The sequence below is a fragment of the Xanthomonas cissicola genome (assembly GCF_008801575.1).
Taxonomy (GTDB): Bacteria; Pseudomonadota; Gammaproteobacteria; order Xanthomonadales; family Xanthomonadaceae; genus Xanthomonas; species Xanthomonas cissicola.
Genome location: NZ_VZPL01000019.1, coordinates 37,452 through 59,739, shown reverse-complemented (window position 1 = coordinate 59,739; position 22,288 = coordinate 37,452). Strand labels below are relative to the sequence as shown.

Sequence of the window (22,288 nt, the reverse complement as noted above, 5' to 3'; positions counted from 1 at the left end):
GCCGCCCCTGTTTCAGCGGCCATGGTGCGAGGTAACGTTACCCCAGCTGGATATCGACAACAACCTTTCTGCGCTAGGGTTGGCAATCCCAGGAGGAGGGAATCATGCGAAACCTGATCCAGTCCGCAGTCCCCGCGGCATGCACGTTGTTGTGTTTGATCGCTGCACCCGCTGCAGCACAGAGCTTGCGCGTGCAATCGCCCGATGCACGCACGCAGGTGGAATTCACGCTACGCGCCGGTGGCGTGCCCAGCTATCGCGTGCTGTATCGCAACACGTTGGTGCTCGACGATGCGCCGCTCGGGCTGGATCTTGGCCGAGGCAACAAGCTCGGCCGTGACATGACGCTACAAGGCAGCACGACCGGACTGCACGACAGCCGCTTCACCTTGGCGGTCGGAAAGACGCGACAGGCACGCGACCATTATCGAGAACTGCGCGTGCAACTGGCCGATACGCAACATCGCAAGCTCAGCATCGAACTGCGTGCGTATGACGACGGCGTTGCGTTGCGTTACGTCCTGCCGGATGCGGGTCAGGTGCGCATTCGCGATGAACTCACCAGCTTCGCGTTTCCGCACGATTACCGCTGCTGGAACTTGAATCTCGGCCGTTTCGGAACCAGCCACGAGGGCGAATACGATGCAATCGCTGCATCCAGATTGCGCGCGCATCATTTGATCGAGTTACCGCTGGTGTGCCAGACCGACGCCAACGGCACCACGCTTGCGATCGGCGAGGCGAACCTGCGCGATTACGCCGGGTTGTATCTCACCGGTCGTTCCGATGGCGGTCTGGGCGTGTCGGCAAAACTGTCGCCGCGCCTGGACGACCCCACGGTGGCGGTCAACATCGATGCCAAGGGCCGCGATTTCGCCACGCCATGGCGGGTGATCATGCTGGCCGACAACCCCGCGAGCCTGATCGAATCCAACCTGATTTCCGCGCTGAATCCGCCGCCCGCCTTCGATGCGAGTTGGGTGCGCGCGGGCAAGTCGGCGTGGGATTGGTGGTCGGGCAGCCTGGCCGGCGGGGTAGCCAACCCGGGCATGAATACCGCCACCATACAGCGCTATATCGATCACGCGCAGCAGTTGAAACTGCAATACATGCTGATCGACGACGGCTGGTACTACGGCAGCACCGGCGATGGCCAGTACAACGCCGATGCGGATATTCGCCGGCCCGTCGCGCAACTCGACCTGCCCGGCCTGGTGAACTACGCACGCAAGCGCGACGTAGGGCTATGGCTCTGGGCGCACTGGCGCGCGCTCGATGCGCACATGGACGAAGCGCTCACCTGGTATCAGCAACTGGGCATCAAGGGCATCAAGGTCGATTTCATGGACCGCGACGATCAGCAGATGGTGGACTTCTATCACCGCCTGCTGAGCAAGGCTGCCGAGCACAAGTTGTTGGTGGATCTGCACGGTGCGTATCACCCGACCGGGCTGACCCGCACTTATCCGAACTATCTCACCCAAGAGGGTGTGCTCGGCGCCGAGTACAACAAGTGGAGCGCACGCATCACCACGACCCACAACCTCACCTTGCCGTTTACGCGCATGTTGCTTGGGCCGATGGATTACACCCCTGGCGGCTTCCGCAATGTCCGCCCGGCCGACTTCAAGCCACAGCACTTCGGGCCGCAGGTGATGACCACGCGCGCGCAGCAATTGGCGATGTACGTGGTCTATGAGAGTCCGTTTGCGGTGGTTGCCGACAGTCCTGAGCAATACGAAAACGTGCCTGCCGCGCAGTTCCTGCGTGATGTGCCTGCAAGCTGGGACCAGACGCGTGCGCTGGATGGCGCCATCGGAGAGCACATCGCGCTGGCGCGGCGTAGCGGCAAGGACTGGTATGTGGGTGCGATGACCAACGAGCAGGCGCGCACGCTGACCCTGCCGCTCTCGTTCCTGGGCGAAGGCAGCTGGACCGCCACCATTTATACCGATGGAGAGACCCCGAGCGACGTACGCATCGACACACGCAGGCTCACACGTAACGACACGTTGCAGCTTGCGCTTGCTGCAGGCGGCGGCGCTGCAGTGAGGCTGCAAAAAAAGTAAGAGCAGCCATGCTGATAGTGAAGTGAACTGGCACACCTTTGCGCAATAGCAAGACGCCGTACGCAAAGGTGTGCATGACCATTGACATGGCATCCGCTTAGCGCATCGCGCTTGCTTCGTGCCTGATGTCACGCAATGCATCGTTGCCCATCCAGTTGTTTCTTGCACAGCTAGACTGCGCACGCCTTCAACGCAGGCATGCGCCCCGAACGGACCTCGGAATGCACCTGCGGGCTGAAGCTGCTGTCCTGCATGGTACGCCGCGTGCAGGCAGTTTCATTCCGGCGCCAAGGGACAACACATGACCTTCCGTTCTCATCGGCCGATATCGATCAGCCACGCGATTGCTGCGCTTTGCGTTTTTGCACTGGCTCCCACAGCCGGCGCCGCCACGCTGCTATCGCCATCGATCTCGACGACCAGCGACCGCAGCATCGATACACTGATGCCACCCTTGCTTCGCACACCGGCCACCGTAAGCGTCGCACCCACCCAACGCGACGCGCTTGGCGCGTCGCTGGCTGCATCGCGGGCATTCCCGCAGGTCACGCGCGACTTCAAGGCGTTTCTGGATGCGCAGGCGCAGCTCAGTTACGCCACACGTGGGGCTGCGGCCAAGGTCAGCGACCCCACCGCCTTCGCCGAAATGCAGCGTTATCTGTTCAATCGTTACAACGGTCTGACCGTGCTGCGCAGCGTGCAACAGGACGGCAAGGTGTTCGATTGCATTCCAAGTGCGCAGCAACCTGCCTTGCGCGATGGCAGCACGCCGGCGGTACCACCCTCCCTCTCAAGTAACAAGGGTACGGTGGCGCCGGTCAACCTGGGTCAACGTTGCGACACCGGCAGCGTGCCGTTCGAACGCATCGGCTTGGCCGAGATGAGCAAGCATGCGAATCTGCGTAGCTTTCTACGCGGCACGACCCCGCGCGCGATCGCTCCCAGGCAGGCTGACGCCGTGCCGGCGGTGCAGGAAGCAGCGCCGGTAACGCATTACTACTCCAGCGTCTTTCTGGATACCGCCGGCACATCGGTCACAGGCGCCGGAGCCGACATCAATCTTTGGGCACCCACGTTACGCTCCACCAACGAGAAACAAACCATCAGTCAGATATGGATCGTTGGTGAAAGCGCAAGCGAGCAAGTGCAAACACTTGAAGTGGGCTGGGAGATCCAGCCAGACGCAGGCTGGGGCAACAAGCCCATCGTTTTCATTTATTCCACCCAGGACGGTTACGTCACTACAGGTTGTCATAATCTGGATTGCAGCGATTTCGTGCAGACCAGCACGCGACATGTCCTGGGCGCTCAGCCGGCCGCAGGATTCAGTATTGCAGGCGGCAAGCAGACCATGCTGGGTGTCGAATTCCAGAAGAATACCGACGGCAACTGGTGGCTGCGCCTGGACGGCGAATGGATCGGTTACTACAAGGCATCACTGTATTCGGGCGATCTCGCCAATGGACGCGTTGCGTACGTGAGCGCGGGCGGCGAAGTCTCGACCAACAGCGGTGTAGCCAGCACACGCATGGGGAGCGGTCAGTTCGCAGCGGCCGGCTATCGCCAGGCCGCATTCCAGGCCAACCACTTCTACCGCGATGCGGCGATGGTCACCCACCCCGTGCAGCGCCTGTCGTCGCTGAGCGTGGAGCATCCGTCCTGCTACACGCTGGCGATGGCCGGTTACAGCTATCCGTATGCCTTGGATGCCGGCGTCACCCGCACCGGCTTGTCGCCGGAAATGCAGAATGGTGGTTTCTATTTCGGTGGGCCAGGCTGCGAACGCTGAATCGAGTTGCGTTGGGTCGATCGCGCGCACCGTTGCGCGCGCGCGATCGATTAGGGCAACTCCACGCCTGCACACACCGCCGGACGCGCATCCTTGAAGGGTTGCACGCCACGTGCATCGAACTGCAGCCCTGCATGCGCCGGCGTGAATGCCGGCCAGGCCGGCAGGCCCTTGGCATTCGGATTGCCATGCTGCACGAACGCAGCCCAATAGCGCTGCAGGAACACCGGCGGTTGGCCGATCGGCAGGTTCTTGAACAGGAACGGCAACTCTGCGCTATGCGTCACCTGCCCACCGGGCACGGCGGCATCGAACACGTAATGCCATACCGGCACGCCAAGCGCAGCCTGGCGTTGCGCCACGGTCACCGCCGGGCAGCGGAAGGTGAGATCGGTGGACAATTGCATGGATGCATTGCCTTGCCGTTCGGCGCGCTGCGCGACAACGGCGCGATGCGTTTGCAGGATGGCGCCCGCGTGGTCGGGATAGTCGCGGCGCACCCGCTTCTCGGCGCCTTCCTCGCCGCCATAGCGCAGTTCCTGCACCACGTAACCGATCAACAGCGGCACCTTTGCCTGCGCGCCGGCAGCGAGCATCTGCGCCGGCGCACGCGGCAGCACACGCCCGTCGACCACCGCCTGCAACCAGATGTAGCCGTCGTCATCCAGGGCCGGCACATCCACGCCCTGCGCGGCCTTGAGCAGTTGGTCGACCGGCAACGCGCGTAGTTGCGCCAGGCGCGTGGCCGAATCATCGATGCCGGCACGTTTGGCAATGCTCACGCCCAGCGCGCGATTGTCTTCCAGGCTGCGCGCCGGCAGGCCGAAGCCGGCAGTGCCGCTCTGTTCGATGGCTGCCGAGAACAGGCCGCGTGCGAGCGGGCTGAGCATCAGCAAGCCCACGTCCTGGCCGCCGGCCGACTGCCCGGCAATCGTGACTCGCGCGGAGTCGCCGCCGAACTGCGCGATGTTGTCGCGCACCCATTGCAGCGCGGCGATCTGATCGAGCAAGGCGTAATTGCCGGCAGCGTTGTAGTCGCCATCGGCCAGCTCCGGCAACGACAGGAACCCCAGCGCGCCCAGCCGGTATTGCAGCGTCACCACCAGCATGCCCTGCGCCACCAGGTTGGTGGGCAGATGTCCATCGGCGCCGCCCGCCACGTTCGCGCCACCGTGGATCCATACGAACACCGGCAGCGGCTTGGACGGATGCAGCTGCGGTGTCTGCACTTCGACATAGAGGCAATCTTCGGTGCCGCGCCTGGCCATGGCGTTGTTCCAGCCCAGCGCCGGCTGCACGCACGGCGTGGCGGCCTGAGTGGCGTCGCGCACCTGGGTCCATGCGGCGACCGGTTGCGGCGGGCGCCAGCGCAGCGCACCCAATGGCGGCGCAGCGAAGGGGATCGCGCGGAAGACCGCACTGCCATCGTCCTGCCATTGGCCACGCACCGCACCATGATCGGTACGCACCTCGGGTGGTGCCGCCGTCGTGGTGGCAGACGCGTTTGCACTGAAGAAGCAACCGGTCGCAAGCAACAACGCAGAAAAACGCAACATCAGTGTTCTCCGGTGAGCATGCGCGCGTGCCAGGCGGCCTGGAAGACCGCGGTGGCCGAGGCAACGTTGAGACTTTCCACCTTGCCGCTGCCGCGGATCGACAACTGCAGATCGCAATCGCGCGCAAATGCGCGGTCCATACCGTCGCTTTCTGCGCCCATCACGTATACCAGGCGTTGCGGCAACGCGGCGGCGAAGACATCCTGGCCACCGTCGACCAGTGTGGCAGCAATCGCAAAACCGGCCTGACGCAGCTGCGCCAACGCCGTTGCAGCGTCGGGCAATTGCACCAGCGGTACCGCTTCGGCGCCGCCTTCGGCCACGCGTGCGGCCGCGCCCGACAGGCCCAGCGTGGAGCCGGCCGGCAGCAACAGACCGGCCACGCCGAAGTGCGCCGACGAGCGCAAGATCGCCCCGAAGTTATGCGGATTGCCCACCCCGTCCAGCCATAGCGCCAGCACCGGGCCCTGCGGCAACGCGGCCAGCCATTCCTGCAAGGAGTGCGGGGTGACGCGCAGCACCTCGGCCACCACTCCCTCATGGTGCGCACTGGCAGCGAGCTTGCTCAGATCGGCCTCTTCCACCACGCGATAACCGATGCGCTGGGTCACGCACCAGGCCAGCAGCGCCTTGAATTGCGGAATGCGCGCCTCGCTCAGGTACAGCTTGCGCAGCGCTTCCGGGCGCGTCTTGAACACGGCCTGGACGGCATTGATGCCGTATAGCCGCACCTCACGCGCGTTGCCGCTCGCTGCAGCGGCAGATGGCGTGGCGGCTGGAGCGTGCTGCGCTGGAGCACGGGGTGCGGCGCTGCGCGGCGCCGGTGTGCGCGGCGCAGCGCGGCCCCACGGATTGTGCGAGGGGCCGGAGCCGCCATCGCGTGGCGGCCGTCCGCCGCGTCCATCATGCTGTGTCATTGTCGGATCCAGAAGTTCGTGTTGCTTGCAGTGCCAAACGGCTGTTTCCGGCCGTTTCGCCGTATGCGTGTCGGTCGTGTTGCAGCACCCGCAGGGCCGCCGCCGCACAAGCAGTGACGACGATGGTAAGCCACTGGCGCGATGGTCCGTCTACGGCGGCCGGGCCGAAGCCTGTCGAACGTCGTGCCGCCCTGCCGGGGCGAGGTTGAAGTGACCGACTGCGCGCAGCATCTGCGAGGCGGCTATTTCACGTTCCGCAGCTCGCTATCACGGGCGTGCAATCACGCAGGGGCGGATGCGCAGACGGGCACGCAAACCGCAGCGGGTGGATTCACCCGCGCGAACACACGCAGATCGTGCAGCCCATCCGGCTTGAGCAGCGCACAGCGGCTGACGCCTTCTTCGACGAAGCCATTGCGCAGCAACACCGTGGCCGATGCAGGATTGGTATCGAGCACGGTGGCCTGCACGCGATACAGCGGCAGGGTCTGCATCGCCCAGGCGACATACGTGCCCACGATACGTGTCATCCAGCCGCGGCCCCAGTACGTGCGACCGATCCAATACCCCAGTTCGGCCGAGTAGCGACGTTCGCCCTGCCCTGGGCGTACGGCGATCGAACCGCAGGCCTGGCCATCGATCTCGATGGCCAGCACCGGGTCCCGCACATCGACAACCCTGCCTGCCAGGAACGCTTCGCCGTCGGCACGGGTATATGGGTGAGGGAATCGCTCGCTCAATCCGCGCGGCACCAGCGGGTCGTTGGCATGCCGCAGCAAGGCATCCAGGTCGTCCGGGCGCCAGCGGCGCAGCACGAAGCCTTCCCCGTGCACGATCAGCGACTCGTCCATTGCGGTGGTCATGGCATGCGCAGCAGCGACTCCCACGATACTGCGCACACTGGCCGCACGCCGCAACTCAGCGCTGGGCGGTTTGCGCCTGTTTCAACGCAGCGCACAGGCGGATGGTCTCGCCGGTCTGGGCCAGGCCACGGTCGGCGCCACTGAGCTTGGCCAGGCGCGGCTTGAAGAACGCATCCAGGCGATCGGCCTCCTCCACGCTGCAGCCACCGGATGCACCCAGCGCCGGCAACCCGCCGCCATCGAACGAGCCACTGCGTTGCACGATGCGGTCGAAGTTGGCGGTGAACCAGGCCCACATCGAATCATGCGAACGCTCGTCGCTGTGCCCGCGCATCAGCAGGCTCTTCATCTCGCCCACCTTGATCGCATCGGTCAACGCAAAATCGCGCACCTGCTTCAGCAGCGCCGGGTCCTGCACTGCACCCAGTGCGGCGATCATGGCGTTGCGCTGGGCCGGGTCGGCATGCGTGCGCAGTGCATCGATCAGTGCCTGCACTGCCGGCGCGCCGCGTTCCTGGGCAGTCACGGCCAGTACGGTGCCGAGCAGGTCCGGGTTGGCGGCGGAGAAATCCAGCGCACCCTTGCCGCCGGCCAGCACCGCATCGCCTTGCGCCAGCAGGGCCTTGCGTACCTCAGCGTTCTGCAGACGCAAGGCGAACACACTGGCCAGCGACGTGCGCAGCGCAGTGTCGTCGATCGACTCACCGCTGCGCCGTGCGTAACCCAGCGCACGCAGACGCGGCAGATACGCCTGTTCGGCAGCCTTGCGCAATGCGCCGCGCTGCGCCTCGGTGGTGGCCTGGTAACGCCAGATCCACCCGAAACGGTCCAGCAGCGCGGTGGACACATCTGCCGATGCCGACGGCGCCAGCTGCGCGAGCGCCGCCAGCACGGCCGCGTTGTCGGCATCGCCGTGACGGTACGCCGCATTGATCGCATCGGCGTAGGCGAGCTGCTCGTTATCGTCCAGCTGGCCGACCTGCTTGCCCAGCGCCGCCAATTGCTTCTTGGGCAGCGAGAAGCGGTAATAGCCGGCGCCACGCGCATTCGGGAACACCCAGGTGTTCTTGCCGGCGCCTTCCAGCACGATGCTGCCGCTGCCGTCTTCAAGCAACTGGCAGGCGGTACCGACCTGGTTCTTGCCCTTGCCGTACTTCACGCACACCGGCACGCCCCATTGCTGCGCGGCAGACCCGGTGGACCCCAGCGGCAGGTAGCGCTGCTGCTGCAGTTTGACCACGGTCTTGCCGCCTTCGCGCGCCACCTGGGTCTGCAGATACGGCACGCCCGGCTGGTTGAGGAAGCTGCGGAATGCGGCCTTTAAATCATCGCCCTTGCCGGCCGCTTCTGCGACCGCATCGACCAGGTCGTCGGCAGTCGCGTTCCCGAACTTGTGCTTGGCGATGTAGGCGCGCATGCCCTCGCGGAACACGTCTTCGCCGACGAAGGCTTCGAACATCGCCAGCACCGCCGCGCCCTTCTGGTAGGTGATGCCATCGAAGGCGGTTTCGATATCGCCATTGCCGGTGATCGGCTGGCGAATCTTGCGTGCGCTCACCAGGCTGTCGTTCTCCATCGCATGCTGCGCACCGCCGATACGGTCCAGATTGGCGTGGTATTCCGGATGCAGTTGCATGGTGATCTTCTGCTGCATCCAGGTGGCGAACGCTTCGTTGAGCCACAGGTCGTCCCACCACGCCATGGTCACGGTGTCGCCGGTCCACTGATGCGCCAGTTCGTGCGCATTGACGTTGAAGGAGCGCTGCACGTTCTCGGCCGGCGAATCCTTGTCCAGCAACAGCAGCCAATCGCGGAAGGTCACAAACCCAGGGTTTTCCATCGCGCCGGCGCTGAAGTCCGGCGCAGCGACCAGATCGAGCTTGTCGAACGGGTAGCCGAAGGCGTAGTAGTCCTCCAGCGCGGCGATGATGGCCGGGGTCTGGTCCAGCGCAGGGGTGATGCGCGGGCCCTGGCCCTTGGCGGCAATGCCGCGCAATGGCGTGGCGTTCGGACGCTGCGGGGTGGCCGGCATCGGTGCCACATCCACCACGTCCCATGGGCCGGCGGCGTAGGCGACCAGGTAGGTCGGCAGCGGCACGGTCGGGGCGAAGGTCACCGTCTTCCAGCCCTTGCCGGCCGGCTTGGTCGAGGTCGCGATGGTGTTGGCCAGCGCCTGGTCATCGCTGGGCACGGTCAGGCTGATGTCGAACGGCGTCTTGAACGCCGGCTCGTCGAAGCCCGGGAACGCGTAGCGCGCACTGATCGGCTCCATCTGCGTCATCGCATACGCCTTGCCCTGGTATTTCACCTGGTACAGGCCCTGCAGCTGCTGGTTGAGCGGCGCGCTGTAGGCGATCTCCACGGTAAGCGTCTGCGGCGAGAGCGTGCGGCCGAAGTCCAGCCGCGCCACGCCGGCTTGCGCATCGGCTTCCACGTAGCGTGCCGTCAGCGCCTTGCCCTTGCCGGGCTTGACGGTGACCTTGCTGACCTTCAACTCCTTGCCGTGCAACCAAAGATGGTCGGACGCCTGCTTGAGCTGCACGCGAATGGTGGTGCGGCCGCTGAATTGGGCCTGCTCCGGGTCGATCTTGAGCGCGAGGCTGTAGCGCTCCGGTACTGCCCAGCTCGGCAGACGACCATTGGGAACCGCCTCGGCGGACGACTGTGCCAGCACGTTGCCGCAGCACAACGCGAGAAGAGAAGGAGCAAGCAGGCAGGCAAGACGACGCATCGACAACTCCGGGGATGGCAATCGTCGAAGTGCACCATATTCATCCATGCCTGTCATGGGCCATTGGTTGGCGACCGGCTCGCACTCACGCCGCGCAGCGCCCACAACACCGGCCACAACGCGCGCCCTTCTGGGCTGGGCACCGTTATGAGGTTCGCAGCGCCAGCCTACCGTGGACAACCATACGAGACGCATTGCAGCGCGCGGCATCGCTGCCGCATGCAACGAATTGCGCGGCGCAGACGCGGGCCGCTCAGATGGACGAATGCACACGCCGGCCCGGCGCATCGATGACCTGACGCCATCCTCCGCATCGACGAATGCCGGCAGCCGTAGCGCTGCCGGCTTCGTTCACGCATGCCCACCCACCGACGGCGTCTGCGCTTCCAGGGTTTCCAACTGGCGTGCCACCGCTTCGGGCGACTTGGTAAACGGCGCGATCAGGCTATAGAACGCCGGCACCACGTACAGCGACAACAACGTGGACAGCGAGACGCCGAAGATCACCACCACGCCGATGGTGGCGCGGCTGGCCGAGCCGGGTCCGCCGGCCACCACCAGCGGAATCGCGCCGACCACCGTCGCAATCGAGGTCATCAGGATCGGGCGCAAACGCACCGATGCCGACTCCACGATGGCCGCATGCACACTGCGCCCCTCATCGCGCAACTGGTTAGCGAATTCCACGATCAGGATGCCGTTCTTGGCCGCCAGGCCCACCAGCATCACGATGCCGATCTGACTGAACAGGTTGAGCGTGCCGCCGGTCAGCCATAGCCCTACCAGCGCGCCCAGCACCGCCAACGGCACCGTGAGCATGATCACCAACGGGTGCGCGAAGCTTTCGAACTGCGCGGCCAGCACCAGATACACCACCAGCAGCGCCATGCCGAAGGTCAGCAACACCGCACTGCCCGATTGCTGGTACTCGCGCGATTCGCCTTTCCAGTCCACCTGCGCATATTCGGGAAGCTCTTCCTGCGCGGCCTGCTGCGCCCAGGCAATGGCATCGCCAAGCGGATAACCCGGTGCCAGGCCGGCGGTGATCGTGATCGCGCGCAGGCGATTGAAGCGGTTCAAGGTGCCGGCTTCGGCCACTTCGCTCAAGGTCACCAGGTTGGAGAGCGGGATCAGCTCGCCACGGTTGGAACGCACGCGAATGGCAGTGAGGTCTTCCGGCGACATGCGGCCCTCGCGCCCAGCCTGCAGCATCACGTCGTATTCCTCGCCGTTGTCGACGAAGGTGGTGACGCGGCGCGAGCCCATCAGCGCTTCCAGCGCGCCGCCAATGGCAGTGACCGGCACGCCCAGATCGGCTGCGCGCAGGCGGTCGATATTGACGCGCATCTGCGGGCGGGTTTCCTTGTAATCCGAGTCCGGGCCGACCAAGCCTGGGTTGGCTTCCATGCGCTGCAGGATGCGATCGCGCCACTGCGCGATCTCCGCGTAATCCGGCCCGCCCAGCACCAACTGAAACGGCTGGCCGCGGCTACGCACCAACCCGCCGCTCACCTGCGTGCGCGCACGCACGCCGCTGAGCACGTTGAGTTTCTGCTGCACCTCATCGGCCACTTCGGTGGTGGGGCGGGTGCGCTTTTCCCAATCCTGCAAGAACACGCTGACCCGGCCGGTGTGCATTTCCTCGCTGCTGCCAAAGCCGCCAGGCACGCGCGGGTTGGCGCGCACGATGGGTTTGTCCGGCCCCACGTAGGGGCGCAGGATGTCTTCCACCTGATGCATCTGCCCCACCGTGTAATCGAAGCCGGCACCTTCCGGTCCGTCGATCATGATCTGGAAATTGCCGCGGTCTTCGGCCGGCGCCAGTTCGGAGGGAATGCGGCCCATCAGCCATGCGCTGGCGCCCAGCGCCAACAGCATCAGCAGCGCAAAGATCCAGGTGCGGTGCACATGCCGCTCCAGCGAGCGCCCATACGCACCGGACACCGCCTGCATGCGCCCATCGAACCAGTGGTGGAAGCGATTGGGCTTGGCCTGCCCATGCGCGCGCAACAACTTGGACGACATCATCGGCGTCAGCGTCAGCGCCACGAAGGCCGAAATCGCCACTGCCGCCGCCAGCGCCACCGCCAACTCGCGGAACAGCCGCCCGGTATTGCCTTCCAGAAAACCGACCGGCAGAAACACCGCCACCAGCACGGCCGTGGTCGCAATCACGGCGAACGCCACCTGCCCGGTGCCGCGCTTGGCGGCTACCAGCGGCGGTTCGCCCAGATCGATCCGGCGCTGGATGTTTTCCACCACCACGATGGCGTCGTCCACCACCAAGCCGATACACAACACCAAGGCCAGCAGGGTAAGCAGGTTGATCGAAAAATCGAAGGCGTATAGCGCAATGAACGCGGCAATCAAACACACCGGCACCGTCACCGCAGGAATCAGCGCGGCGCGCGCGCTGCCCAGAAACACCCAGATCACCACCAGCACCAGCACCACCGCTTCCACCAGCGTGTGATACACGCGCTCCACCGCCGCATCGATGAAGGTGGTGGTATCGAAGGCAACGAAGATGTTGGTGCCCTTCGGTAGCGACTTCTGCACTTCTTCGGCTTGCGCGCGCGCTTCGCGCGCCACGTCCAGCGCATTGGCGGTGGAGTTGCGCACGATGCCCAGCCCCACGTTGGGCACGCCATTGCTCTGGAAATAGGCGCGCCGCTCGGCCGAGGTCAGCTCCACCCTGGCCACATCGCCCAGCCGTACCACGTAACCGCCCTCGCCCTTGTTCAACGGCAACTTGGCGAAGTCTTCGGGCTTGAGATAACTGCGCTCCACGCGCAAGGTGAAATCGCGCTGCGCCGATTCGATGCTGCCGGCCGGCAACTCCACGTTTTCATTTTGCAGCGCCGCTTCCACATCGGCCACGGTAAGCTCGCGTGCGGCCAGCTGGTCGCGGTCCAGCCAGATGCGCATCGCATAGCGCTGGCGCCCGCCGATCCGTACCTGCGCCACGCCGTCCAGGCTGGAAAAACGATCCACCACGTAGCGCTCGGCGTAGTCGGACAGCTGCAGCGTGTCCATCGTGCTGGAGCTCATGTTGAGCCACAGGATGGGGTCGGCGTCGGCTTCGACCTTGGAAATCTCCGGTGGGCGCGCCTGGTCGGGCATGCGGTCGGACACGCGGCTGACCGCGTCGCGCACATCGTTGGCGGCCGCCTCCACATCGCGCGATTGCACGAACTCGATGCTGATATCGGACGAACCATTGCGGCTGCGCGCCTCGATGGTGGAGATGCCCTCGATGCCGGCCAGCGCGTCTTCCAGCACCTGGGTGATGCGGCTTTCCACCACTGCCGCCGAGGCGCCGGTGTATTCCACATCCACCGACACGATGGGCGGATCGATGGCCGGCAATTCGCGCAGCGTAAGGCGGGTGAACGACATCACTCCCAACACGATCAGCAGCAAACTCATCACCACCGCCATCACCGGGCGGGTGATCGATAGGTCGGAGAGTTTCATTGTGCGGCCGCCTGCGGGCGGGGTGCTGCGGGTGGCGCCTGATCGGCAACCTTCACGCCCGGGCGCAGCTTGCCGGTGCCATCCACCACGATGCGCTCACCGGCCCTGACGCCTTCGAGAATTTCCACCTTGCCATCGCGGCGCTCGCCCAGCCGTACATCGGCGCGCTCCACGGTGCTGTCGGGCTTGACCCGGAACACATACGATTCGCGCCCCACCTGCACCACCGCAATTTCCGGGATCACCAGCGCCTGCCGCGCCGGCTGGAACAACCGCACATCGAGCAACATGCCCGGGCGAAGCCGGCGATAGTCGTTGGGAAAGTCAGCACGCACCGTCACCGAGCGCGTGGTTTCGTCGATCCGCGAATCGATGGTCACCACTTCGCCCTGGAACTGCGCGCCCGGATACGCCGCCGCGCTGCCGCTCACGGCATTACCGAGTTGCACCAGGCCGAACTGCGATTCCGGCACCTGGAAATCCACGTACATACGCGCCACATCGTCCAGCGTGGCGATCACCGTGCTGGAGGTGATCAGCGAACCAGGACTGATCTGGCGGATGCCCAGCACGCCGGAAAACGGCGCACGCACTTCGCGGTCGGTGATTTCGGCGCGCATCTGCTGCACGCGCGCCTGCGCGGCATCGCGTAAGGCGCGTTGCGTGTCCACGGTGGATTTGGCCACCAATTGCTGGCCAACCAGACTCAACTGGCGGCGGTACAACTGGTCGGTTTCTTCGAAGGTGGCCTGTGCGGCAGTCAACGCCGCCTGCTGCGAATTGCCGCGCAGACGCAGCAGCAATTGCCCGGCCTTGACCTCGTCGCCGCTGTCGAAATACACCTGTTCCACCACATCGCTGACTGCAGCGGTGAGCGCCACCGATTCGCGCGCGCGCACGGTAGCGATCGACTGCACGGTCGAGTTCCAGGGTTGGGTGGCCACCGCCTGCACAGAGACCGGAATGGGTTTGGCAGCGGCCGGCGTGCTGGCCTGACGGCTACAACCGACCAGCACAACGGCCAACAAGAGCGCGGCGAAAACGCGCGCGCTGGGCAGAACAAGCATCAGGACATCCTGGCGGGGTACGTCGAAAGTTTACCGACCTAGCCGTCATGAATTGACAGAAAGGGCGCGCTTTGCACCATGACCAAAGACCCTTGCCGTCCTTGGCACGATGCGCTGGTCGGCGCGACCAAGACCCGGCTGCGCATTCGCCAGACGGGCGCAACCGGTCTGCAGCAACGGCATGTATGGGGTCATACACCGCCGCTGCGCACACTTACCGCGCTTGCCTGAGGATCGCCTGCCCTGCGGTGTTAGCCGTGCTTAGCGTTCCAGCCCCAGATATTCGAGCACATGGTGCGCCAGCGCCTCTACATTCTCACCATCGGCGTGAAGATGGATCTCCGGAGTCTGGGGTGCCTCGTACGGCGAGTCGATCCCGGTGAAATTGGGAATCTGGCCGGCACGCGCCTTGCGGTACAGCCCTTTCACGTCGCGCGCCTCGGCGACCGCCAGCGGCACGTCCACGAAGACCTCGATAAACTCGCCCTGGTCGAAGCGCTCGCGTGCCAGTTGCCGCTCGGCGCGGAACGGCGAAATGAAACTCACCAGCACGATCAGGCCGGCATCGGCCATCAGGCGGGCCACTTCGGCCACACGACGGATGTTTTCCACGCGGTCTTCGTCGGTGAAGCCCAGATCGCGGTTGAGCCCGTGGCGCACGTTGTCGCCGTCCAGGATGAAGGTGTGATAGCCCAGCGCGTGCAGGCGCTTGTCCACCAGGTTGGCGACAGTGGACTTGCCGGCACCCGACAGCCCGGTAAACCACAACACGCGTGGCGCCTGGCCCTTGATGCGCGCACGCGCGCCGCGATCCACGTCCAGATGCTGCCAGTGCACGTTGCCGGCGCGGCGCAACGCGAATTCCAGCGTGCCGGCGGCCACCGTGGCATTGCTCTGCCGGTCGATCAGGATGAAACCGCCGAGCACGCGGTTGCGCGCATAGGGCGAGAACGCGATGGGCTCGTCCAGCGCCAGGTTGCAGTAGCCCACTTCGTTGAGCTCCAGCCGTTTGGCGGCCAGCCGCTCCTGCGTGTTCACATCGACCTTGTGCTTGATGTCGCTGACGCTTACGGTGACCGTGCGGGTGCCGATCTTGAGCCAGTACGGACGGCCGGGCAGCAACGCAGCATCGTCCATCCACAGCAGATGCGCGGCGAACTGGTCGGCCACTTCCGGCGGGTCGTCGATGGCGGCAATGATGTCGCCACGGCTGATGTCGATCTCATCGCGCAAAGTCAGCGTCACCGCCTGCCCGGCGCGCGCGCTGTCGACCTCGCCATTGGCATCGCGCACGCTTGCCACCTGCGTGCGGCGTCCGGACGGCACCACCACCACCGCATCGCCCGCACGCACCTGGCCGGCGGCAATCGTGCCCGCGTAGCCACGGAACTGCGCGTTGGGGCGGTTGACCCATTGCACCGGCAGGCGCAGGCCGCTGGCGGCGTCCGGCGGCTCCAACTGCACGGTGTCCAGGTGCTGCAGCAGATGCGGGCCGCTGTACCACGGCATCCGCATCGAAGCGCTGGACAGATTTTCGCCCGCCAGCGCCGACATCGGAATGCACTGCACCTGGCCGATGCCCAGCTGCGCGGCGAGCGCGGCGTAGCCTTCTGCGATGTCGGCGAACACCTGCGCGTCGTAGTCCACCAGGTCCATCTTGTTGACCGCCAGCACCACATGCCCGATGCCCAGCAACGACACGATGTAGCTATGCCTGCGGGTCTGCGTGAGCAGGCCCTTGCGCGCATCCACCAGCACCACCGCCACATCGGCAGTCGACGCGCCGGTGGCCATGTTGCGCGTGTACTGCTCGTGCCCGGGGCAATCGGCCACGATGAATTTCCGCCGGTCTGTATCGAAATAGCGGTAGGCCACATCGATGGTGATGCCCTGCTCGCGTTCGGCCGCCAGCCCGTCCATCAGCAGTGCATAGTCGATGCGCCCGCCCTGGGTGCCATGCCGTCGGCTGTCGCTTTCCAGCGCGGCAAGTTGATCGTCGAACAGGCGCTTGCTGTCGTACAGCAACCGCCCGATCAGCGTGCTCTTGCCGTCGTCCACACTGCCGCAGGTGATGAAGCGCAGCAGCGGCTTGGATTCGTGTTGATGGAGGTAGGCACCGATGGTGCCGGGAATCGGGAATCGGGAATCGGGAATCGCAACGGCGGTGCCCTCCCTCACTGCATCCGCGGCAATCTGCTGTTCCGATTCTCCATTCCCGATTCCCCATTCGCTGCCCATCAGAAATACCCCTCAAGCTTCTTCTGTTCCATCGAGGCGCCCGGGGCGTGGTCGATCATGCGGCCCTGGCGCTCGGAGCTGGTGCTGACCAGCATTTCGGCGATGACCGCTTCCAGCGTGTCGGCGTTGGAGTCGATGGCGCCGGTGAGCGGGTAGCAGCCCAGCGTGCGGAAGCGCACCGAGCGCAGTTGCGGGGTTTCGCCCGGGTCCAGCGGCAGGCGCGCGTCGTCGACCATGATCCAGGCACCATCGCGCTCCACCACCGGGCGCGGGGCGGCGAAGTACAGCGGCACCACCGGAATCTTCTCGCGGTAGATGTACAGCCAGATGTCCAGCTCGGTCCAGTTGGAGAGCGGAAACACACGCACGCTTTCGCCCGGACCGGTGCGCGCATTGTACAGATTCCACAACTCCGGGCGCTGGTTCTTCGGATCCCAGCGGTGGCGCGCAGTGCGAAACGAAAAGACGCGCTCCTTGGCGCGCGATTTCTCTTCGTCGCGGCGTGCCCCGCCGATCGCCGCATCGAAGCCGCCGTGCTCCAGGGCCTGCTTCAGGCCCTGGGTTTTCATGATGTCGGTGTGCACGGCGGCACCGTGGCTGATCGGGCCAACGTCCTGCATAACGCCGTCGGGGTTGATGTGCACGCGCAGGTCCACCCCGGTCTCGGCCGCGCGGCGGTCGCGGAAGGCGATCATCTCGCGGAACTTCCAGCGTGTGTCGATATGCAGCAGCGGGATCGGCGGCCGCGACGGCGCGAACGCCTTGAGCAGCAGGTGCAGCAGCACCGAGCTGTCCTTGCCCACCGAATACAGCATGACCGGAACCCGGAACTCGGCGGCGACTTCGCGCAGGATGTGGATGCTTTCGGCTTCGAGCCGGTCGAGATGGGACAGCGGCGGCAGAGTCATCGGGATATCGTGGATGTCGGCGGGCAGACCAGCCGATGGTAGGGCAAGGCGCCGCAGTGTGTGCCGCCCTGATGACTGCACGAAATAAGCGCCCGGCATAACGCGATAACGGCAATTCCTTTCTGGTGGGCGCAACGCTTCCCTAACATCGTCACTCTCATCAAGCCCCCCGGATCCGAATGACCGCCGCCAGTTCCGCGCTACCGCCCAGCCCCTTGCCCGACGAGCGCAAGGTGCTGCTGGACCGGTTGGTCGACGGCCTGGACACCGCATCGCTGTGGTGGCTGTCCGGCTACGCTGCCGGGCTGGCGCAGGGCCATCCGCCGCGCTCGCTGGCGGTGTTGCCGGGCGGACAGGCGCACCCACTCGCCCAGGAAGGCCAACGCCTGACCGTGGTGTACGGCAGCCAGACCGGCAATGCCCGTCGCGAGGCAGAGCACCTAGCCGCCGAGGCCGAAGCCGCGGGTCTGAGCGTGCGCCTGGTGCGCGCCGACGCCTACCCCACCCGCGAGCTGGCCAGTGAGCGGCTGTTGTATGTGGTGATCAGCACCCAGGGCGAAGGTGACCCGCCAGACGATGCGATCGGCCTGGTGGAATTCCTGACCAGCCGTCGCGCGCCTAAGGTGCCCGAGCTCAAGTACGCGGTCCTGGGCCTGGGCGATTCCAGTTATGCCGATTTCTGCGGTATTGCCCGGCGCATCGACGAGCGCCTGGCCGAACTGGGCGGCAGCCGCGTGCAGCCGCGCGGCGAAGCCGATCTGGACATCGACAGCGTTGCCCTGCCGTGGCGCGCACAGGCGCTCACGCATGCGCGCGAGCAGCTCAAGGGCGGCCTGCACTCGGCCACGGTCACGCCGCTGCGCAGCAGCCCGGCCACGCCGGTGTGGTCGCACCAGCAGCCGTTCGCCGCCGAGTTGTTGTCCAATCAGATCATCAGCGGACGCGACTTCAAGGGCCCGGGATTTCGCGTCTATTCGGCGCCCGGCAAGCGCGTGCGGCATCTGGAATTTTCGCTGCAAGGCAGCGGCCTGAGCTATGAGCCGGGCGACGCGCTGGGCATCCGCCACCGCAATCCGCCCGCATTGGTCGATGCGGTGCTGCAGACCTTGCGGTTGGACGGCGATGCCGCGGTCACCATCGGCGAGCAGACATTGGCATTGCATGCATGGCTCGCCACCCAGCGCGAACTGACCAAGCTATCGCGGCCGTTCCTCACCGCACATGCCGAGCGCGCAGGCGCGCAAGAACTGCAAGCGCTGCTCGCCCCCACCCAGACTGCCGGCCTGGCGTCGCTGCTCGCCGATCATCAAGTGATCGACGTGCTGCGCCGCTGGCCGGCGGATTGGGACCACGCCGGCCTGCTCGCCGCGCTGCGTCCCCTCACCCCGCGGCTGTACTCCATCGCCTCCAGCCGCAAGCGCGTGGGCGATGAAGTGCATCTGACCGTGGACGAGGTCACCTACCAGGCGCATGGGCATGCGCATCTGGGTGCGGCCAGCGGCTTTCTGGCCGCGCTTGGCGAAGGCGACACCACGCCGGTCTACATCGAACCGAACGAGCGCTTCCGGGTACCGGCCGATGCCGATCGCGACATCCTGATGATCGGCCCGGGCACCGGCGTGGCGCCGTTCCGCGGCTTCGTGCAGGAGCGCGCGGAAACCGGCGCCAAGGGCCGTAACTGGCTGTTCTTCGGCGCCCAGCATTTCAATACCGATTTCCTGTACCAGGCCGAATGGCAGCTGGCCCTGAGACGCGGCGAGTTGCACGCGCTGGATCTGGCGTTCTCGCGCGACCAGGCCGAAAAGCTCTACGTGCAACATCGCCTGCGCGCGCGTGGCGCCGAGGTCTATGCCTGGCTGCAGGGCGGCGCGCACGTGTATGTGTGCGGCGCCACCAGCATGGGCAAGGACGTGCATGCGGCCCTGCTCGACATCGTCGCCACCCACGGCGCCCAGGATGCCGAGGCCGCCGCCGCGTATCTCACCCAACTGCAGGTGGAGGGGCGCTATGCACGGGATGTCTATTAGTGCCGGGAATCGCGAGTGGGGAATCGGGAATGGGAACAGCCCATGTCCGAGTTCTTCCGACCAACTGCGCCGCTTTTCACGATTCCCCATTCCCGATTCTCGATTCTCATGAGCCACTCCGTCGAAGACATCAAATCCGAAAGCCGCCGTCTGCGTGGGTCGCTGGAACAGAGCCTGGCCGATGCGGTGACCGGTGCGTTGCGTGAGGACGATCAGACCCTGATCAAGTACCACGGCAGCTACCAGCAGGACGACCGCGATATTCGCGACGAGCGGCGGCGGCAGAAGCTGGAGCCGGCGTACCAGTTCATGATCCGCACGCGCACGCCGGGCGGGGTGATCACGCCCACGCAATGGCTGGCACTGGATGGCATCGCCACCCGCTACGCCAATCATTCGCTACGCATCACCACGCGCCAGGCATTCCAGTTTCATGGCGTGATCAAGCGCGAATTGAAGGCCACCATGCAGGCCATCAATGCCACTCTGATCGATACGCTGGCCGCCTGCGGCGATGTGAATCGCAACGTGCAGGTGGCCGCGAATCCGCTGCTGTCGCAGGCGCATGCCACGCTGTATGCCGATGCCGCGCGCGTTTCCGAACACCTGTTGCCCAACACGCGGGCGTACTACGAAATCTGGCTGGACGAAGAGCGCGTGTCCGGCTCCGGCAGCGAGGACGAGCCGATCTATGGCGAGCGCTATCTACCGCGCAAATTCAAGATCGGTTTCGCCGCACCGCCGCTCAACGATGTGGACGTGTTCGCCAACGATCTGGGCTTTATCGCCATCCTGCGCGATGGGCAGTTGCTGGGCTACAACGTCAGCATCGGTGGCGGCATGGGCGCCTCGCACGGCGATGCCGAGACCTGGCCGCGCGTGGCCAACGTGATCGGCTTCGTGACCCGCAAACAGTTGCTGGATATCGCCGCTGCGGTGGTCACCACGCAACGCGACTTCGGCAACCGTGCGGTGCGCAAGCGCGCACGCTTCAAGTACACCATCGACGACCACGGGCTGGACACCATCGTGGCCGAGATCGCACGCCGCGCCGGCTTCGCACTGCAACCGGCGCAGCCGTTCGCGTTCGACCACAACGGCGACCGCTATGGCTGGGTCGAAGGCGAAGACGGGCTATGGCATCTGACCCTGTCGCTGCCGGCCGGTCGCATTGCCGACACCGATACCGCAGCACATCTGAGTGGGTTGCGCGCAATCGCGCAGTTGAACGTTGGCGAGTTCCGCATGACGCCCAACCAGAACCTGGTGATCGCCGGCGTACTGGCCAGCGAGCGCGCACGCGTCGATGCGCTGGTGGCGCACTACGGGCTGGACGCCGGCAACCAGTCCGCCACTGCCTTGGCGCGCGGTGCAATGGCCTGCGTGGCACTGCCAACCTGTGGCCTGGCAATGGCCGAGGCCGAGCGCTATCTGCCCGATTTCAGCGCGGCGCTGCAGCCGCTGCTGCAACAGCACGGCCTGGCCGAGACGCCGATCGTGCTGCGCCTGTCCGGCTGCCCGAACGGCTGCTCGCGCCCGTATCTTGCCGAGATCGCGCTGGTCGGCAAGGCGCCCGGGCGCTACAACCTGATGCTGGGTGGTGACCGTCGCGGGCAGCGGCTCAATACGCTGTATCGCGAAAACATCACCGAGCCGGAGATCCTGGCCGCGTTGGAACCGCTGTTGGCGCGCTATGCCGCCGAACGCGACCACGCCAACGATGAAGGCTTCGGCGATTTCCTGCATCGCGCCGGGGTGATCGCATTGCCGCCCTACCCCACGCACCGTCGCCTCGACCTGGAATTGCTCGCATGACCGCGCTGCCTGCTGCATCGATCACTTCTTCCGCGTTCGACGATCTGGACGCGCTCAATGCGCAGCTGGAAGGGCTGCGTGCCGATCAACGCGTGGCCTGGGCGCTGCAGCACGGCCCGCAGAACGCGGCCTTGTCGTCCAGCTTCGGCGCGCAATCGGCGGTTACCTTGCATCTGCTCAGTCAGCAACGTCCGGACATCCCGGTAATCCTGATCGACACCGGTTATCTGTTTCCGGAAACCTACCGTTTTGCCGATGCCTTGACCGAGCGACTCAAGCTCAATCTCAAGGTCTATCGCCCGCTGGTCAGCCGCGCCTGGATGGAAGCACGCCACGGCCGCCTGTGGGAGCAAGGCATGGTGGGCATCGATCAATACAACAATCTGCGCAAGGTCGAACCGATGCGCCGAGCCTTGAACGAACTCGACGTCGGCACTTGGTTTACCGGCCTGCGCCGCAGCCAGTCCGGCGGCCGCGCGCAGACGCCGATCGTGCAGAAACGCGGCGAGCGTTACAAAATCAGCCCGATTGCCGACTGGACAGATCGCGATGTGTGGCAATACCTGCAAGCGCACGACCTGCCGTATCACCCGCTCTGGGAACAAGGCTACGTGTCCATCGGCGATTTCCACACCACGCGTCGCTGGGAGCCCGGCATGCGCGAAGAAGACACGCGCTTTTACGGTCTGAAGCGCGAGTGCGGCATCCACGAAGATATCTAGCGTCAGCGGCCCATTGCCAGTTGCGCTTGTACGAGTGACGCTTCACCAGCGTGTGCGGCAGCTGCATGGGCATGCTGCATCCAGGATGCAACGGCAGTGCGCTGCGAGC

14 protein-coding genes are annotated in these 22,288 nt (G+C 65.3%); 6 read left to right on the top strand and 8 right to left on the bottom strand.

Annotation, left to right across the window (positions count from 1 at the left end; all coding sequences use genetic code 11):
- Positions 1-104: 104 nt before the first annotated feature.
- Positions 105-2,069 (top strand): glycoside hydrolase family 97 protein, encoded by a 1,965-nt coding sequence (locus F7R02_RS10490; protein WP_078589200.1) that lies wholly within the window; start codon positions 105-107, stop codon positions 2,067-2,069.
- A 301-nt stretch (positions 2,070-2,370) separates the two neighbouring features.
- The gene (locus tag F7R02_RS10485) at positions 2,371-3,858 is read left to right on the top strand and encodes a neprosin family prolyl endopeptidase (RefSeq protein ID WP_174706028.1); all 1,488 of its coding nucleotides are present in this window, start codon (positions 2,371-2,373) and stop codon (positions 3,856-3,858) included.
- 50 nt (positions 3,859-3,908) lie between these two features.
- On the opposite strand, the gene F7R02_RS10480 is transcribed toward F7R02_RS10485, so the two are convergent.
- The 6 genes from F7R02_RS10480 to F7R02_RS10455 all read right to left on the bottom strand — a co-directional run bounded on the left by F7R02_RS10480 (position 3,909) and on the right by F7R02_RS10455 (position 14,469).
- Positions 3,909-5,414, bottom strand: coding sequence for a carboxylesterase/lipase family protein (locus F7R02_RS10480; RefSeq protein WP_078589198.1), 1,506 nt, complete (start codon positions 5,412-5,414; stop codon positions 3,909-3,911).
- Complete coding sequence (locus tag F7R02_RS10475; protein WP_078589196.1) at positions 5,414-6,331, bottom strand: TrmH family RNA methyltransferase; 918 nt, start codon at positions 6,329-6,331, stop codon at positions 5,414-5,416. The genes F7R02_RS10480 and F7R02_RS10475 overlap by 1 nt, the downstream gene beginning before the upstream one ends.
- 281 nt (positions 6,332-6,612) lie before the next feature.
- Positions 6,613-7,182, bottom strand: a complete 570-nt coding sequence (locus F7R02_RS10470; protein WP_003487217.1) for a GNAT family N-acetyltransferase — start codon at positions 7,180-7,182, stop codon at positions 6,613-6,615.
- Between the two features lie 67 nt (positions 7,183-7,249).
- A complete protein-coding gene (locus F7R02_RS10465; protein WP_078589194.1) occupies positions 7,250-9,925 on the bottom strand; it encodes a M1 family metallopeptidase in 2,676 nt (891 codons plus the stop codon).
- Between the two features lie 351 nt (positions 9,926-10,276).
- Positions 10,277-13,402, bottom strand: a complete 3,126-nt coding sequence (locus tag F7R02_RS10460; RefSeq protein WP_003487222.1) for an efflux RND transporter permease subunit — start codon at positions 13,400-13,402, stop codon at positions 10,277-10,279.
- Positions 13,399-14,469: an efflux RND transporter periplasmic adaptor subunit gene (locus F7R02_RS10455; protein WP_078589192.1), complete on the bottom strand. Its 1,071-nt coding sequence runs from the start codon at positions 14,467-14,469 to the stop codon at positions 13,399-13,401. Before F7R02_RS10455 ends, F7R02_RS10460 begins: the two co-directional genes overlap by 4 nt.
- Before the next feature lie 78 nt (positions 14,470-14,547).
- Here F7R02_RS10455 and F7R02_RS26335 point away from each other — a divergent pair, with 78 nt between their 5' ends.
- A complete protein-coding gene (locus F7R02_RS26335) occupies positions 14,548-14,700 on the top strand; it encodes a hypothetical protein (RefSeq protein WP_167521007.1) in 153 nt (50 codons plus the stop codon).
- A 30-nt stretch (positions 14,701-14,730) separates the two neighbouring features.
- Here the strand turns inward: F7R02_RS26335 and cysN are convergent, their stop codons facing one another.
- Both cysN and cysD read right to left on the bottom strand, forming a co-directional pair.
- Positions 14,731-16,707 carry a sulfate adenylyltransferase subunit CysN gene (gene cysN, locus F7R02_RS10450; RefSeq protein WP_078589191.1) on the bottom strand — a complete coding sequence of 659 codons (1,977 nt, stop codon included), beginning with the start codon at positions 16,705-16,707 and terminating at the stop codon, positions 14,731-14,733.
- A complete protein-coding gene (gene cysD / locus F7R02_RS10445) occupies positions 16,707-17,615 on the bottom strand; it encodes a sulfate adenylyltransferase subunit CysD (RefSeq protein ID WP_078589189.1) in 909 nt (302 codons plus the stop codon). The genes cysN and cysD overlap by 1 nt, the downstream gene beginning before the upstream one ends.
- A 179-nt stretch (positions 17,616-17,794) precedes the next feature.
- Here cysD and F7R02_RS10440 point away from each other — a divergent pair, with 179 nt between their 5' ends.
- The 3 genes from F7R02_RS10440 (at position 17,795) to F7R02_RS10430 (ending at position 22,179) form a co-directional block, all read left to right on the top strand.
- Entirely contained in the window at positions 17,795-19,642 is a 1,848-nt protein-coding gene (locus F7R02_RS10440; RefSeq protein ID WP_078589186.1) for an assimilatory sulfite reductase (NADPH) flavoprotein subunit, read from the top strand.
- A 108-nt stretch (positions 19,643-19,750) separates the two neighbouring features.
- Positions 19,751-21,457, top strand: a complete 1,707-nt coding sequence (cysI, locus tag F7R02_RS10435; RefSeq protein ID WP_078589185.1) for an assimilatory sulfite reductase (NADPH) hemoprotein subunit — start codon at positions 19,751-19,753, stop codon at positions 21,455-21,457.
- On the top strand, positions 21,454-22,179 hold the full coding sequence (locus F7R02_RS10430; RefSeq protein WP_003487235.1) for a phosphoadenylyl-sulfate reductase: 726 nt from the start codon (positions 21,454-21,456) through the stop codon (positions 22,177-22,179). Before cysI ends, F7R02_RS10430 begins: the two co-directional genes overlap by 4 nt.
- The last annotated feature ends 109 nt before the right edge of the window (positions 22,180-22,288 follow it).

Excerpts from the sequence above, each read along its gene's own strand:
- F7R02_RS10490 (WP_078589200.1), top strand. The coding sequence starts at position 105 with ATGCGAAACCTGATCCAGTCCGCAGTCCCCGCGGCATGCACGTTGTTG.
- F7R02_RS10485 (WP_174706028.1), top strand. The coding sequence starts at position 2,371 with ATGACCTTCCGTTCTCATCGGCCGATATCGATCAGCCACGCGATTGCT.
- F7R02_RS10480 (WP_078589198.1), bottom strand. The coding sequence starts at position 5,414 with ATGTTGCGTTTTTCTGCGTTGTTGCTTGCGACCGGTTGCTTCTTCAGT.
- F7R02_RS10475 (WP_078589196.1), bottom strand. The coding sequence starts at position 6,331 with ATGACACAGCATGATGGACGCGGCGGACGGCCGCCACGCGATGGCGGC.
- F7R02_RS10470 (WP_003487217.1), bottom strand. The coding sequence starts at position 7,182 with ATGGACGAGTCGCTGATCGTGCACGGGGAAGGCTTCGTGCTGCGCCGC.
- F7R02_RS10465 (WP_078589194.1), bottom strand. The coding sequence starts at position 9,925 with ATGCGTCGTCTTGCCTGCCTGCTTGCTCCTTCTCTTCTCGCGTTGTGC.
- F7R02_RS10460 (WP_003487222.1), bottom strand. The coding sequence starts at position 13,402 with ATGAAACTCTCCGACCTATCGATCACCCGCCCGGTGATGGCGGTGGTG.
- F7R02_RS10455 (WP_078589192.1), bottom strand. The coding sequence starts at position 14,469 with ATGCTTGTTCTGCCCAGCGCGCGCGTTTTCGCCGCGCTCTTGTTGGCC.
- F7R02_RS26335 (WP_167521007.1), top strand. The coding sequence starts at position 14,548 with ATGACCAAAGACCCTTGCCGTCCTTGGCACGATGCGCTGGTCGGCGCG.
- cysN (WP_078589191.1), bottom strand. The coding sequence starts at position 16,707 with ATGGGCAGCGAATGGGGAATCGGGAATGGAGAATCGGAACAGCAGATT.
- cysD (WP_078589189.1), bottom strand. The coding sequence starts at position 17,615 with ATGACTCTGCCGCCGCTGTCCCATCTCGACCGGCTCGAAGCCGAAAGC.
- F7R02_RS10440 (WP_078589186.1), top strand. The coding sequence starts at position 17,795 with ATGACCGCCGCCAGTTCCGCGCTACCGCCCAGCCCCTTGCCCGACGAG.
- cysI (WP_078589185.1), top strand. The coding sequence starts at position 19,751 with ATGAGCCACTCCGTCGAAGACATCAAATCCGAAAGCCGCCGTCTGCGT.
- F7R02_RS10430 (WP_003487235.1), top strand. The coding sequence starts at position 21,454 with ATGACCGCGCTGCCTGCTGCATCGATCACTTCTTCCGCGTTCGACGAT.